18 protein-coding genes are annotated in these 14,014 nt (G+C 60.1%); 13 read left to right on the forward strand and 5 right to left on the reverse strand.

The annotated features are described in order from the left end of the window. On the reverse strand, positions 1 to 966 hold the full coding sequence (locus WJ542_RS04035) for a baseplate hub protein (protein WP_411188061.1): 966 nt from the start codon (positions 964 to 966) through the stop codon (positions 1 to 3). A gap of 25 nt (positions 967 to 991) precedes the next feature. On the opposite strand from WJ542_RS04035, the gene WJ542_RS04040 reads away from it, so the two are divergent. From WJ542_RS04040 to WJ542_RS04100, 13 genes are all read left to right on the forward strand, one after another. Further along, the gene (locus WJ542_RS04040; protein ID WP_411188063.1) at positions 992 to 1,588 is read left to right on the forward strand and encodes a hypothetical protein; all 597 of its coding nucleotides are present in this window, start codon (positions 992 to 994) and stop codon (positions 1,586 to 1,588) included. Between the two features lie 27 nt (positions 1,589 to 1,615). Further along, positions 1,616 to 1,897: a hypothetical protein gene (locus WJ542_RS04045; RefSeq protein WP_411188065.1), complete on the forward strand. Its 282-nt coding sequence runs from the start codon at positions 1,616 to 1,618 to the stop codon at positions 1,895 to 1,897. After that, positions 1,897 to 2,319, forward strand: coding sequence for a hypothetical protein (locus tag WJ542_RS04050; RefSeq protein WP_411188067.1), 423 nt, complete (start codon positions 1,897 to 1,899; stop codon positions 2,317 to 2,319). Before WJ542_RS04045 ends, WJ542_RS04050 begins: the two co-directional genes overlap by 1 nt. A gap of 5 nt (positions 2,320 to 2,324) precedes the next feature. Continuing rightward, positions 2,325 to 4,427, forward strand: coding sequence for a transglycosylase SLT domain-containing protein (locus WJ542_RS04055; RefSeq protein ID WP_411188069.1), 2,103 nt, complete (start codon positions 2,325 to 2,327; stop codon positions 4,425 to 4,427). An 11-nt stretch (positions 4,428 to 4,438) separates the two neighbouring features. After that, a complete protein-coding gene (locus WJ542_RS04060; RefSeq protein WP_411188071.1) occupies positions 4,439 to 4,972 on the forward strand; it encodes a hypothetical protein in 534 nt (177 codons plus the stop codon). A gap of 102 nt (positions 4,973 to 5,074) precedes the next feature. Next, complete coding sequence (locus tag WJ542_RS04065) at positions 5,075 to 5,368, forward strand: hypothetical protein (protein WP_411188073.1); 294 nt, start codon at positions 5,075 to 5,077, stop codon at positions 5,366 to 5,368. 7 nt (positions 5,369 to 5,375) lie between these two features. Next, positions 5,376 to 5,924: a hypothetical protein gene (locus tag WJ542_RS04070; protein ID WP_411188075.1), complete on the forward strand. Its 549-nt coding sequence runs from the start codon at positions 5,376 to 5,378 to the stop codon at positions 5,922 to 5,924. A gap of 170 nt (positions 5,925 to 6,094) precedes the next feature. After that, positions 6,095 to 6,547: a hypothetical protein gene (locus WJ542_RS04075; RefSeq protein ID WP_411188077.1), complete on the forward strand. Its 453-nt coding sequence runs from the start codon at positions 6,095 to 6,097 to the stop codon at positions 6,545 to 6,547. Between the two features lie 27 nt (positions 6,548 to 6,574). Next, positions 6,575 to 7,033 (forward strand): VOC family protein, encoded by a 459-nt coding sequence (locus tag WJ542_RS04080; protein WP_411188079.1) that lies wholly within the window; start codon positions 6,575 to 6,577, stop codon positions 7,031 to 7,033. Between the two features lie 353 nt (positions 7,034 to 7,386). Beyond that, complete coding sequence (locus tag WJ542_RS04085; RefSeq protein ID WP_411188081.1) at positions 7,387 to 7,650, forward strand: hypothetical protein; 264 nt, start codon at positions 7,387 to 7,389, stop codon at positions 7,648 to 7,650. A 141-nt stretch (positions 7,651 to 7,791) separates the two neighbouring features. Continuing rightward, the gene (locus tag WJ542_RS04090) at positions 7,792 to 8,190 is read left to right on the forward strand and encodes an H-NS histone family protein (RefSeq protein WP_411188083.1); all 399 of its coding nucleotides are present in this window, start codon (positions 7,792 to 7,794) and stop codon (positions 8,188 to 8,190) included. After that, positions 8,187 to 8,453 (forward strand): hypothetical protein, encoded by a 267-nt coding sequence (locus tag WJ542_RS04095; protein WP_411188085.1) that lies wholly within the window; start codon positions 8,187 to 8,189, stop codon positions 8,451 to 8,453. The genes WJ542_RS04090 and WJ542_RS04095 overlap by 4 nt, the downstream gene beginning before the upstream one ends. Positions 8,454 to 9,420: 967 nt before the next feature. Then, positions 9,421 to 10,185, forward strand: coding sequence for a hypothetical protein (locus WJ542_RS04100; protein ID WP_411188087.1), 765 nt, complete (start codon positions 9,421 to 9,423; stop codon positions 10,183 to 10,185). A 683-nt stretch (positions 10,186 to 10,868) separates the two neighbouring features. Here WJ542_RS04100 and WJ542_RS04105 read toward each other — a convergent pair. The 4 genes from WJ542_RS04105 to WJ542_RS04120 all read right to left on the reverse strand — a co-directional run bounded on the left by WJ542_RS04105 (position 10,869) and on the right by WJ542_RS04120 (position 14,005). Next, positions 10,869 to 11,351 (reverse strand): hypothetical protein, encoded by a 483-nt coding sequence (locus WJ542_RS04105; RefSeq protein WP_411188089.1) that lies wholly within the window; start codon positions 11,349 to 11,351, stop codon positions 10,869 to 10,871. A 99-nt stretch (positions 11,352 to 11,450) separates the two neighbouring features. Further along, complete coding sequence (locus WJ542_RS04110; protein ID WP_411188091.1) at positions 11,451 to 12,302, reverse strand: phytanoyl-CoA dioxygenase family protein; 852 nt, start codon at positions 12,300 to 12,302, stop codon at positions 11,451 to 11,453. Between the two features lie 19 nt (positions 12,303 to 12,321). After that, positions 12,322 to 13,044 carry a phytanoyl-CoA dioxygenase family protein gene (locus WJ542_RS04115; RefSeq protein ID WP_411188093.1) on the reverse strand — a complete coding sequence of 241 codons (723 nt, stop codon included), beginning with the start codon at positions 13,042 to 13,044 and terminating at the stop codon, positions 12,322 to 12,324. Positions 13,045 to 13,054: 10 nt separating this feature from the next. Next, complete coding sequence (locus WJ542_RS04120) at positions 13,055 to 14,005, reverse strand: glycoside hydrolase family protein (protein ID WP_411188095.1); 951 nt, start codon at positions 14,003 to 14,005, stop codon at positions 13,055 to 13,057. Positions 14,006 to 14,014: the final 9 nt, after the last annotated feature.

Consider the following 14,014-nt stretch of genomic DNA (forward strand, 5'->3'; position numbering starts at 1 on the left):
TCACTGAACAGAAGCGTTAGCAGGCAGCGCCGCGCCCACGTGCGTGTAGAACGGCTCACCACGGCTCGTCAGGTCGTTCTCGATGCGGTACGGGACGTAATTGCCGTTGAGCGACGGGTTGAGCAAGGATTGGATCGCGACCGCCGTGTGCATACGAATGTCGGTGCGAAAGAGCGTGGTGAAGTCGCACCCGAACTCGTTCCAGTTCGGCATTCCGATGAACTCGTTGACGGCCAGCGGCGTGGAGCCGTCAGCAATCGCATTGCGGTCGCGCACGTAGAGCGTGCCGCTGTCGATGAAAACGTCCACAGGGTTGTTCGCCGGGGCGAGATACATCAGCATCTTCGGCAATTGCCCGACGTTCGTGGCCGTGATGAACGGGTTCGTGATGGTGACGGAGTTGCACGAAGCGGTGCATTGAAGCTGGAGTCCCGCCTGCGCTGCGGCGTACTGCGCTGCGGCAAGGAACGTCATCTGCGCGGCGGGAAGGGCGGCGGGAATTGCCGTCTTGTCCACCTGACGCGTCGCGGCCATGATCTGAATTCCGATATTCGGCGGGCCGCTGAGAAGGCGCGATGAGTACGCTTCGCCGGTGAAAATCTGCGTGCTGTTGTTGCTGGCGGGTTGCGATGAGGGTGCTGCTGAGCTATATCCCGCCATGATCGTGACCGGGACGAACGGCTTGCCGCTGCCGCTCGATTGCGTCAGGTGGTTTTGGTACTCGTTGATGCGCGAGAGGATTTGCAGACGAAGCTGCTCCGACAGGTTGTAAACCTGAATCGAAGCGTGCGCCTGAATGCCGAGTGCTACGGATTGCGTCTGTACGCGCAGGTCCAAGGTCTCGTCCAGCGTTACCACATTGCCGTTGCTCATCGTAAGCTGAACCTGTAATACGCGCTGGCCTAGCATTGATAGGACTCCAATACGTGTGATGCCGCGAGCGTACCCCGACACGAAGGCGTACACCTAACCGAACTCGTTACAGCGTTCGATGCGTGTCGGTTGGACACCGGGATGGCGGACGATACGAACTCGTAACAACGTTCTATCCACCAATCGATTCGGTATCCATATCACTATGAACAGTATTATCGACCGTATCAAGATCACCACGAACGCGTACAACAACACGCTTCTGCCGGAAGACTTCGCATCGCGCAACGTGGCGCGCGCACTGTTCACGCCGCACGAGCGGCACGTTCACGCTTCGCTCCGGGCCATCGGTTACGGCGCGTTCGAATCCTTCGCGGCAGTCTTCGGAAAGCACCTGATCGCCACGCCCGAAGCGCTCGACGCTGCGGCCCGCGTATACGAATCCACGAACGCGTTCCAGCGCGAAGTCGCGGAGATTGTCGTGGCGCTTGGCGAGAAGCGCGACGCGGAATTGAATGCGCGCGTGGCAGAACTGACCCATCACGCGGCAGACGCTGCCCGCGCCATCAGCATGAAAGTTTCCGACCGCATCCACGATCAAGGCCAGCATCGCCAGCCGACCGATTTCGTGATCCTTGGCGGCATCCTCGAAAAGCGCGAGAAGGAAATCAAGTATCAGTCTGACGAAACCCCGCACTACGACAAAGGAGAGTAAGACGTGAGTGACGAACTCATCCAGCGTATGCCCGCCATCATCGCTCGCGCTTCCGCAAACATGACGCACGCGCGGGATACCGGCGAGCTAGTGGTGACGGGCCGTGCCATCCGCGACGCGGCAAAGGCCATCGGCTTCGATCAGGCCATCTCGCCGCGAGCGTTGCGCGCCGCCATGATCGCGTCCGGCGCCACCTTCCACAATCGCGGCCCCGCCTGCGCCAAGTACATCTTCAAGGGCTGTCTTCGCCCGACCGAAGCGATGGACCGCGCGACAGCCAACGTCAAAACCATCAAGGATTCGAAATAATGGAAACGTCCATCCTCAACACGGTCACTCTCGAAGACGGGCGCGAAGCTGTTCTGGGCGCGTTCAACGCTCTGGACGGGTACGAAATCAAGTACAAGTTCATCGACGCGTATGACTCGAAAGATTATGCGTTCAAGCGCGCTCTACTCGTCCAGGTGCTCTCGCACGTCACGCTCGACGGGAAGCCGCTCAACAGCGAGACCGCGATAAACGCGCTGTGCAGCGATTGGCGCGTCGCGTTGAGCCTGTATGACGCCGCGCTCGCGCACAACGGCATCACGTTCGATTTGTTCCTGCGCGAGAAGAAGCCGGAATATGAGGCCATCGGCGCAGACCTTGGCGCGGGCTTCGTGTCGGAAGTCGTGCGGCTGTACGGCCCGATGCTCGAATTGGCCGCAGCGAACGCGAAGAAAGGGGAGTAAGAAAAATGGCCGAAGACCTTGACCGCTTCACTTTGATGTACCAAGTTGACCTAAAGGATTCGATCAGTCGCCTCCAAAAGCTGCAAGAGTCGATGGAGAAGACTTCGAAGGGTCACGAAAAATCCGTGGCGGGCGTGAAGGAGATGGTCTCGCATTTCCAAGGCGTCAGTAAGACGCTCGACACGGCCACAGGCGCGTTCGGCAAGTTCCTTGGCGCGGCTGGCCCGGTTGCTGGCGCGATGACCGCTATCGGCCTCGCGGTGAAGTTCGCCGCAGATCAGGTGCAGGAGTACAACGCCAATCTCAAGCTCGCCTATGGTACTGGCATCGATCTGACGAGCCTTGAAGGTGTCCGGCGCTCCCTTACCGCAAGCGGCAACGTAGATCGCGCGACGGTCGATCAGAGCCTGGGCAACATCGCGGGCATGGTTCGCTCCGCGCGCATCGACCCGACCGGCGCGGACGCGTACAAGCTGCGCATGATGGGCGGCAATCCGTTCGGCTCCGTTCAAGACAACATGAGTTCCATCGGCGCGAACTTCCAAGGTATGAGCCGCGAGCAGGCGGAAGCACTCGGCATGTCGTATGGCGGTCTCGATCCGCGCATGGTGGATGAACTGCGCCGCGCTGGCAGCGATGCCGGCAAAGTGCAGATGAGTGATGAGGACATAGCCAACATCGCACAGTACAACGAGAATCTGAAGACGCTGAACGAGACGTTCAACAAGGGCAAGAGCGCCATCAAAGAGTTCTCCGTTGACGCGTCCGCCGATCTCATCAACTTCTTCAAGGCTCTGCCCGAAGCGGTCGGCAGCGCACTGAGCCCGTCGAAGAACGGTGGCTGGCTCGCGTGGCTAAAGAAGATGGGCGACAGCGCCATGATGGCTGATGGCGCGGGCATGTTCGATGACAACAACTCTGTCGCTCAGGATACGAAGAAGGCGCTGGCGGATGCCGACCAGAAGCGCCAGAAGCTCGTCGCGAAGGCAAAGAGCGACGCGACCCAGCAGCATCAAATTTTCGACGCGGGCACGATGTACATGCGCGCGGCTTCGCTCTTTGCCGCCAGCGTGAATTCGTTCACGCACACGATTGGCGAGCAGGAGATGAATGCGCTTCTCGCGGGCGAAGCTGGCGCGGCATCGGGCGCGGGTGGTTCGCCTTCGAGCGTTAACGGCGCGAGCAACGGTGGCGGTTCCACGTTCGTTCCGGGCGGCTCCGGCACGTGGCAATCGAGCCAGTATGCGCAGCATATTAAGGCCGCAGCGGATAAGACCGGCCTTGACCCGCAACTGATCTATGCAGTGATGCAGACCGAATCGCACGGTGTGAACGGCCAATACAGCGAGACCGGCGCTGGCGGCTTGATGCAAGTCACGCGCGGCAACTGGAAGAAGCTCGGCAACGGCTCGAACGTCATGGACCCGGCAGCAAACATCATGGTCGGTGCGGGCATCTTGAAGGAGCAGATTGGCATCAACAAGGGCAATCTTGAAGCCGGTCTGCGCGGATACAACGGCAATTCCGATCCGAACTATGTGTCGAAGGTGCTGGCGGCCTTTGGTGGCAGCGCAATCGGTACGGGCCATTGGGTTGCGACGCCCGGTAAGTCGTTCAATCTCGCAGGCGGCAATAGTCTCGACCGGCAGCGCGTCCTCAGCGCGGCGGATGCTATTGCCGCAGGGCTGCATGTCAGCGGTGTAACGGGTGCGGGCATCCTCCAAGGCCAGTTCTCGCGCGGCGATGTGGACTTGGGCTATCAGCGTGCGCTCACGTCTGAGAAGGCCAGCGTGTACAAGGCATATCAAGCTGCATATGCGCCCGGTCTGAATGCGTTCCAGCGGAAATCTGCGATGACCGAATTTCAGCAGGCCGCGATCAGCGAGCGGTCGCTGGAGAATTACAGCGCACAGATTCTTGGCCGCGCTCGTGCTGGCGGTCAGGAACTCACTTCGGGTCAGACCGTGAACATCGACGCGTCGAACATCTCGATCAACGTCACAGGTGGCATTCCCGATCAAGCTCAGTTCAAGCGCCGCGTCACGCAGATTCTCCACGAAAGCGTTCAGCAAGCTCTCAACGAGCAAGTCGATAGCGTAAAGGGTTAAGGAGCACGCCCATGTCGAGAAAGCTCAAAGAGTTCGAAGTGTTCGGCATGAAGTTTCGCACGCTTCAGGCCGGTGCAGTTGCGGCTTTTGCCGAAGTGAATCGCACCGGCCCGCTCGATCCGATGGCCGTCTTGCCGCTGATCGAAGTGTTGGACGAACACGAACATTGGGTCGCATTAGACTCTAAACAACGTTCGAACGAGTATATCCGCGAGCGCACCGGGTTCGTCCCGGCACACGTTGTACTCGAATCGGTGCTTGCCGCGTGGAGTGAGGTGAACGTCGGATTTTTGCGCGACTGGAAGCCGATCAAGGTTCCCAGCTACCTGCGTAGCGAACGTGAACCACGACAGGCACGCGGCATTGATCCGATCCTCGCAAGCATCATCAACTCGAAGCAAGCAACGCTGAGGGACTTGGAAGAGTTCTACAGCGGCGAAGATGCGATCAACTTGTTCGACGTGAGCATGGCCGCGAAGCTGGACGAAGCCGATGCGCAGTATCAGGCGCACAAGGAGTCGAAGGCAAAGGCCAGATCGCGCTAATCATTTACTCAAGACTCTTCGTAGTCCTACTCAAAAGGAGAAATCATGGCAGATCAAGCAGAGCAAACCGCAGCCGCAGCGCAAGCAGCGGCGGACGCGCAGGTGCAGGCGCAAACCGCAGCGGACGCGCAATCGGCAGCGGACGCGCAGGCAGCAGCGCAATCGGCAGCGGACGCGCAATCGGCAGAGATCATGGCCAATCAGGAAAATCGCGCAGCCGCAGAAGCGCAGGCAAAGATCGCAGCGCATGCAGCGCTCGAAACACTCGTCCACTCGTATGCGGGCGGCCAGAAGGCATCGCAATTCGGTGGCGGCGGAGTTGACCACACGCCGCGTACCGCACCGGCAGATCAACAGCAATCGGCCAACAACGGCCAGATGCTCACCAAGGAGTAATCACATCATGACGACCATCGTTCGCAACACCAAAATCCCGAACAACCCGCGCATCGTGAAGGGCCAGAAGCGTCGCGCGGCACTCGATGCTGTCACCCCTTCTGTGAAGGGACTCGCCCAACGTGCTGCCGTTCTGCACGCTGGAATCGCAACCATCAAAGCCGCGCGTGACGTCGCGGAGAAGACCGGCAATACGGAACTCGCCGCGCTCGCCAACAACCCCAAGCTCAACAAAGCCATCGACGCTGCGATCAAGCGTCTGGGCCGTGACGCTGCGTCGATCCTGCGCACGCAACTCGCGAATTCGAACGACGATCCCGAAGACCTCGATCACACCGACACGGCCAACACGCCGACCGAAGGCGACCCGAACGCCATCACCGGCCAGGACGCCGCGCAAATCCGGCAGATTCGCCACGCCCGATTCTCCACGGCAGCGGATCAGGCCGCAGCGCTCGGCGCATACAACCCCGCACGAGTCGCGCTCGGCCTGCCGGACGAAGTGCCCGATGACGTTTACGCGTTTATTGGCGACGTGTCGAAGGACAGTAAGTAACGCACCAGAGTCATCAGCCTCTTCGGAGCGGATGACGCCGCGCCCGCATCAGGTGGGCGCGGCTGTCGATATTCATCAGGGTAACCAATATGTCAATCCACAGAGCTATCGCGTCGAAGCTGTTCAAGGCGCAAATGTTCCGGCTCGTCGCTACTGACGGTGCAAACAGGGTGGAACTCGATCACAACGAGTTCTTCATCATCCCGTCAGCCACACGGAATAGCGACCGCGACATCGTGGCGTTTCAAGGCGTGTTTTGCCGAAACGACGGCTTCACAGCCAACGCCTTCGTTCTCTCGTTCACCAAGACGGCAAGAGGCGTGCGCTGCACACCGGCACAGTTCGCGTGCGCCGGTCTCGTCAAATCGGAAACGCGATTGCTCGGGCTGGTCAGCGTTCTGGACTTCATGATCGCTGCTGGCTGCTATCTGCCGCCCGACTCTTCGGACCTTAACGGTCACATCAGCTACATGACGCGCGCTGGAAGACTTGCCAGCCGCTCTTCGATCATCGCGGACTACCCGGAGTTCAGGAAGCGCGCCGCAAAGATGCTCGATTACGACGATTCGCTGGTCGTGCTGGAAGACATGGCGGCGCGCGAAGCGGAACACATCGCTGCATGACGATCAGGCGCGGCGTTGTGCTCGCACTTGCAGCAGCGTACTTCGCCGCGCGAATCACGGCGGCAATCTTTTACGTGTTTGATTGGAGAAGAAGTAATGAGAGGCATTGACAGTCCCGACCTGCTGATCAAGATGCGCTACGAAATTGACGACCTGCTGATCAAGATGTACGGGGAAATCGCGCAGAACCCGGACGCGCCTCCCGAAATGCGACACGACGCGCTTCAACACATCGCCCTTCGCGTCGGCGCTATCACCGCGTTCCGCGACTCGCATGGTGCGCGGCACGTCACGCGGCGGATGATGTACCACGAGACGGTGAAACAGCTTCTGGAATGGGAGCAGGAAGACGGCGAAATCTATTTGCCGCAGCACGTCGCCCGTCCGATGAAGGTCAAGCCTGAACCGCAGCCGATGAAGGTCAGGGGGCGTCCGGGAACCGGAGCGCTCAAGGGCGCACGGATCGGCAGACGAAAGCCGCGCTAACCCGTGCTAGGACGGCTCCGCGAGGGCCGTCCGGTCCTTCTCCTTCCTCTCCCGTCCCGTCCGCGTCCTGCGGCTCGCCTTCCCATCTCCCGTACACACCCGGACCGCTTCGAGCGGGCAGTAACCCAGCCGCGATCCGCTCGACGGACTTTATATGTGTCCATCCGGGCGGCAGCGCGGACACCGCTCGTTTACCAATTATTCATATAAATCAGATGGTTACGCAATCCTTAGCACGTTAATGTCCAAAACGCAAGAATTTTGTATCCAAAATATGCCGTTGGCGTAAACTTCGGTTTCGTAGTTAAGCGTTTGCTGAATACCGAACCGCCAGCCAGAGAAAGGAGCCATAAATGACCAAGAAGACCGCAGCGAAGGAAGTCACCAAGATCGAAGCCGCGTCCGCCACAAAGCCGCGCGTCGCGCTCTCCGTTCGCATCAAGGGCCAACGCAGCCGCGCGGCTCTGTACGCGGGCATCGACGCGGCGGTGCGTGACCTCAAGATCGAGTCCGGCCCGTCCGTGCTCAAGCGCATCCGCATGGCAGTGAAGCATGGCGATACCGTGGAAGCGGAGTTCAACGGCAAGACGTTCGTATTTAGCGCAGCAACCATTTAACTCAATCGGAGCAAGCCCGACAGCGCGCGTACTGGAGCAACCCGGTGCAACGTCAGTAGGCAGCAAGCCGACCGCCGCGCGGCTTCGTTTCGCGGCGACCATAAGTAGTCATCATAGAAAGACAGAGAAAGGAGCAGAAAGATGGAACTGAGCAACCTAAGTTACCGCGAACTTCTCGCGGAGTCGGAGCGCATCGCTGAGAGGATCAAGGAGCAGTACGCCATCGAGCGCGACGCGGCGATCAGGACGTGCGCCGCGCTGGTGAAGGAGTTTGACCTTACCGGGCTGGAAGTCGGCACCGTCCGCGTGCAATCCCTTCCCTCGAAGCGTCAGCCGAAAGCCGCAAGGACATTCTCCCCGGCGTTGCCAAAGCGGACGCTCCCGGCGCTCTACCGCGACCCAGAGACCGGGCGCACGTGGTCCGGTCGCGGCCACCAGCCGCAATGGATCACAGGCGACAAAGCTGACTACCTCATCGAACGCGCGGACGAGAAGCACGTGCGCGTGACGCAAAACAACCGCTACTTGAGGTCGGCATGAGCGAAAACTACGAACACCTGCGCGACGCTGTGCTGGGCTATGACGACACGTATCGCTCGACCGAAGGGGACCGTGTGCGCTACTTCGTGCTTTGGAACGCCGTGGACGCACGGCTGGGCATGGTGATCGACATGATCCACGACCGCAAGGTCATCGCCCGCGATCCGCGACACGACGGAGAGCGCGTAGCTGCGGACCTGACGCGAGCCGCCATAGTCGATGCGATGGAGCGCGCGAAGAGGGGAGGAAGGCCCGCGAACTGATCTAGACCCATCTGAGTAGTCACCTCAGCCCCGTTCGGTTGCAGCCGTTCGGGGCTTCTTCATTTCCGGCCTTCCAGTCTTCGATTCTAAGCTGTTCTCGCTGGTCGCGGCGACCCTTCGCACCCTTCCGCCTGACTCTACTAGCGGCGAGCCGCCCTGCGCCGTTTTCGCCACGCCGGAACACGTCCCATAAAGTGGCGTATCCTCTCCGGTCCAGAGCCGACCGGCCTGGTACAACCTCTCCGAAGGACGCGGAAGGGACGCGCACCGTCTGATTTAAATTAGGGACGGCTCGCAAAGCACCGTAGAATGTGGCGCACGGATCAGTTACGTAACTCCGAAGGCAGGGGTTGCTGGTTCGATCCCAGCCGGGCGCGCCAAGATATTCTTTGGAATCAATAGGTTGTGGCAATAACCGCCAACCTGTTCCGATCCTCAGCACACGCCGCGCGTCCTATACGAGTCTGACGATTTCTGCTTGATTGCCCTGAGCAGGATTGCTCGGGTGCCGTTATTTTACTCTGCCGGACTCCGGTAGGCAGTTCTACTTTAGCGAGGACGGCCCCTCCGTCACCGCTGCAATCGCCGGCCAGCCACGATTTAGACTCGTAAGTTCGTCCTGCCGCAGACTATGCCGAGCCTCGCATCCCTGCCAGTCATCCGAAAAAACGCTGGTATTTATCTCTTGGCAGGGCGCAACTGAACCGACACAGGTACGTCGACCTTTACGTCTGAACTATCTGTTTGCCAATCTGCATGAACAAAGCGAATGTCCCAATGCGATGGCTTCTGAAGCCTATCGCCTGCGTTTGACGCCTCTCGGCCCCGCCTTGCTGACGTATTTTTCGCAAATAATCGTCTTGAGGTGCGGGGTATGTGCCGTAAATAAATACTTTATGTGGCGTATGAGTGTGGCGAGCGGAGAAAATTGAGTGTACACTGCGCGCATTGTATGAGGAGAAATCCCATGAGTGACGTGCGCAAGAAGAGTCCGCGAGCCCCGACATTGGCTCTGCCGGATGCGCTAGAACGCGTGGAGAAGGTGTACTCGGTAGAAGGCCGTCATGCGACGCCTACCGAGATTGTGGCGCAGGCGCTCGGGTACAAAAGTGCAACGAACGGTTCCGCCGCACAAACGATCGCGTCGCTGCGCTACTACGGCCTGCTTGAGCGCCCGAAAGAGGGTTTTCTGGCCGTGAGCAAGGACTACGAGAATTACAAGTTCAGCCCGGAGGAAACACAGAAACAGGCACTGATTATCGGGTGGCTGCGTACTCCCTCCATCTTTTCGACCTTGCTCGAAAAATACGATGGTCGTCTGCCGTCCGATGCGAATATTCGCTTCGACCTGATCAGCTTGGGATTCATTCCTGGAGGCGCCGACGCGTATGTGAGCGTGTTCCGGCGCTCCGTAGAGTTCGCCCGCTTCTACGAACATGCCGCATTTCAGTCAGAGGACGATCCGCTCTCGCAACCGACTACCCCGGAGCAGCCCACAGGACAACCGCCCGAAGCACTGCAACCGCTGCAAGCGGCACCGCAGGCGGCGCACGTAGTCCACCCTGCTGCTCCGGTTGCGGCGCATAACCCGGACGTAATTCGTGTGCCGGTACGTCTGCCGAAGGAGCGCATGGCGTGGCTGGAATTGCCAATTCCCTTCTACGAGGCCGATAAAGAGCGGTTGAAGGCGTATATCGATATGCAGCTTGCGGACGATCCAGATGACGAATAGGACTCCGCAAATAAAAAGCCTTACGCAGTTGCAGCTGCGTAAGGCTCTTCATCTCCCTGTGACAATGGATCCGTCGGTAAGGGAGGCTGGGAACAATCCCCATTGTGGAAGCCCATTATTGGGTGGTGGGTTGCCGGTGTCAAGTGGAGCCGCTGGTATGGAGTTCCTATTATGGAAACCACCAACCGCCCCGCCCCTCCGGGTTATCGCTGGGTTTGCTGCAAGTGCTTCAAGCACTGGCGTACCGGCAAACTTGTCTACCCGAAGACGGCGGACTGCTTCATGTTCCTTGTCCGGGCACGGTAAATAGTCGCGCCGCGACAAAGAAGATGACCCTGTAACCCTAATTCCCCGGTGGTCCTGAGGTCCGCCGGGGTGTCGCTTTAGGTCTACTTGCGTGTAGAAAGTCTGAGAATGCGTACACGAAATTACTGGCAGCCGGCTAAGGGTTCGGGCGACAAAGTGTGGTCGAGGCGTCCGCGCGTGATCTAGTGTACTTTGCACGGCGAAGTAAGTACGGCCTGCAACTCTCGCCGCGCAGCAGCGCGCGTGAGCTTGTTCCCGTTCGGGAAAGCCGCCGTCTGTTCCAGCGCGACAATCGCTCGGTCGTGGCTCCAGATTTGATCGAACTGGCCGCTGCCCCAGAGCGCGTCAAACTCCTCTCGCGTCATTTTCATTCTCCGTCACGCCGCTGCGACAACTGCGCTCATTGCTTCGGCAGATAGACCGCTGTACTTGTGGAACGCAAGCACTTCAAGCGACACGTCATACGGCAAATCCTTCGCCGCCCGTTCGCAAAAATCCTCATACTCGACGACTATCTCCGCGCGATCCTTCTGCACGCCGCCAGCGGTAATCCGTTCGACGTGCGTGCGCAACGAGCCGCTCGGCAATTCGCGGACGCTCTCTAGATAGCCGATGACCGACAGGAACATCAGGACACGCTCGCGCTTCGTGACGCGGCATCCGATAGCGAGCTGGTCCAACGCAGCGGCAACCTTTTCCGTCGCGTTCGGCGTGAAGGAAATGACGATGGGGAGCGTCGGGTGGCCCTTTGCGTTTTCGAACGTGGCCGATGCTAGCCCGATCGAGCGCATCGAGTCGTCGCTGGAAACGCGCCTCGCGGTACTCATTGCGAAGCCGGTAAAGGCCGGCAGCGAGTTCAAGGAAAAGGGGCGTCTCGTTCTCAAGACTTGTCGGTGATCGACGAGAGCAGAGGTCTTCAATTCCAGCAATGATCCGAGCCTCCCGTCCCCTCATCACCACTACGCCTCCTGATACCCCACCCGCCCCCCACCATACGCCGCCACCGTCGGTTTCAAGAAATCGTGCCCGGCTTTCATATCGGTACGGTCGTACTCGTCGCGCGGGGGCAGCGAGCAGTAGCCGAACACCGCCTTTTCGTCGTCGGTCAGCGCTTCATAGATGTGCTGCGGCAGCGTACCGGTCATGTCGTAGTTCTGCTTCATCCACCAGCGCACGAACGTGGCGATCAGCGACCACCGGCTCTTGCCGGTCGTATTGCCGAGCGCGCCGTGCCAGATGCGGCTGTCCCAGATCACGATGTCACCGGCTTTCGCCCTGATCGGTATCGCGTCGGCCATCGCGGACTGGTCCGCGTAGTTGTCCGAACGGTGTGAGCCCGGCACGAGTACCGTGCAGCCGCGCTCGGGTGTCTGGTCTTCGAGCACGATGGCGACCTGACAGGCGATGCAGAGCTTGCCGCTGCTCGGCACGAACGAATCGATGTGCAGCGGCATCGCGCGTTCGCCGCTGCTGCGCCCAATCAACGAGCGCAAGATGAAATTCGGCTGGTCCTGCGGAATCTGCTTGTACCAGGTATCGTTCAGAAGGCCGCGCAGGAGCGTCATCACGAGCGGGTTGCCCGTGAAGATGCGCGCGTACGTCACGTCCTCGCGCTGAAGGTTGTAGAGAACATCGTGGCCGCGGTTGAGGAACGGCTGATCGGCAAGCTCGACTTCGGCGAGCTTCGCACTGCGCTCGCGCATCGCTTGCAGAAGGGACGCGACGGCATCGGGCGGCATGCCTTGCTCGATGATGGTGTACCCGTCGGTGGCTAGCGCCTCGAGATGCGCGTCTGCTGGCTGGCTGGTCATGGTAGGGGCTCGGTCTCTTTCAGGTTGTGGCTTGCGCAGGGTTCGACAAGTAAGCTTGCCGGTCCACTGCCGTTCTGTACGCGCTGACGAAATTGCGGCGGTCCCACTCTTCGCAGCCGAAATCGTCGAAACGGCACGACAGTGACAGCTTCCAGTCGTGCGTCAAGGAGGTTCGGGTCTTGTGAACGAGGAACGGCGACATGAACAGGATTTGACCGGCTTCGATCTCCACGTCCACGTAGCCGTCGATCTCCTGCTGCTCGAGCACGTACCCGCCGTCGGTTTGCGTGCCGAGCCAGAGTCCGCGCAGATGGCTGCCGGGAACGATGCGCAGGCCGGGGCCGCTCACGCCGATGTCTGTGATCGAGGTCCAGGCGATCACGCCTCGCGTCGATGTGCCCATGCTTGGCCAATCCTGATGATACGGAAGACCGTAGTTGTTGCCAGTCGCGTTGCTCGCCGTGTAATGCGTGACGATAGGGCCGGTCTGCACCGGCTCGGAGATCTTGAGGTGCTCGCTTAGCACGCTCACGATATGGGCGGAACAAAAGAAGCGCTTGGTCTCGATGTCTTCCGCGAGCAGTTTGATCACATTGCGATTGCGCTGCGCGTCGTCATGGAATTTCGCAAGGAACCGGCTTTCGAACCGGCTCCGTATCGACTGCATCTGTGCCTGCAATGCGGGCGACGAAGCAATCAGGTAGCCCTGCTTCTCGAAGTCTCCGGCGATCAGGTTCATCATGCCGTTCTCTCTATGCTTCGCGCACGGCCTCGGCATAGCCGAAGCCGCTGGCTCCGAAGCCGTTGCCGTTATAAAAGAGGAGGAGTCGCCCGCCTGCTTCGACGGCCTCGGGATAGGCGAGCATGAACGAGTCCCATCCCGCCGCGCCGATTTCGATGCCCGCGCGATCGTCGAGGCGCTGCCAGGCGATGCCGTCCGACGACTCGGCGTAGCCGATGCGGTAGCTGCTCGCCCGGTTCTCGCGGTAGTCCGCGTAGCCGCGGTAGCAATACCACATGCGGTAGGTGTGGCCGTCCTTGTAGACGGAGGCGCGTGCGATCGCGCCTTCGTCGGCGTTTGCGTAGTCGATCGCGATCGTGCCGTGGCGTTCCCAATGGATGCCATCGCGCGATTCGGCGTACTTGAGGTGGTAGCGCGGCTCCGCCTTGCCATCAACCGTTTTCCAACCCGTGCACGAGAGGTACCAGTTGCGCCAGATGCCGTTTTCGATGCGCACGCAGGTCGTCGCGCAGAAGTACGGTTCCTGGGCGGTGCGGTCCATGATCGGGCCTTCGTAGAGGCGCCGGTAGCTTGCGCCGCCGTCGTCGCTGATCGCGAGGCCGACCGAGTTGTGATACGGCACCGTGTTGCGCACGTTCCAGCCGATGTAATAGAGGTACTGCACGCCGTCGTGCTCGATCACCGAGGAGGGCATCATTCCGCAATCGTCGAACGTCCCCGGTTTGCCGAGCGGCAGAACGGGGTCGGCCGCCACGGAGACAATCTTGCCCGGCGCATCGGCGCGCACCTGGAGCTTCGCGATCAGGCTGCGATTCTGGGGTGTGCGGCTGCTGAAGAGCAGCGTCAGCGCGCCGTCCTGCAAGCCGGCGAAGGTCGGAATCTGCGCATGCGTGCTGGCCCATGGCAGCCGCTCGTCGACCGTATAGATCAGACCGCGTTTTTCCCAGCGTATGGCGGACATCGGAGCGGC

Origin of the sequence: Paraburkholderia yinzeri, assembly GCF_046581065.1 — a bacterium.
Taxonomy (GTDB): domain Bacteria; phylum Pseudomonadota; class Gammaproteobacteria; order Burkholderiales; family Burkholderiaceae; genus Paraburkholderia.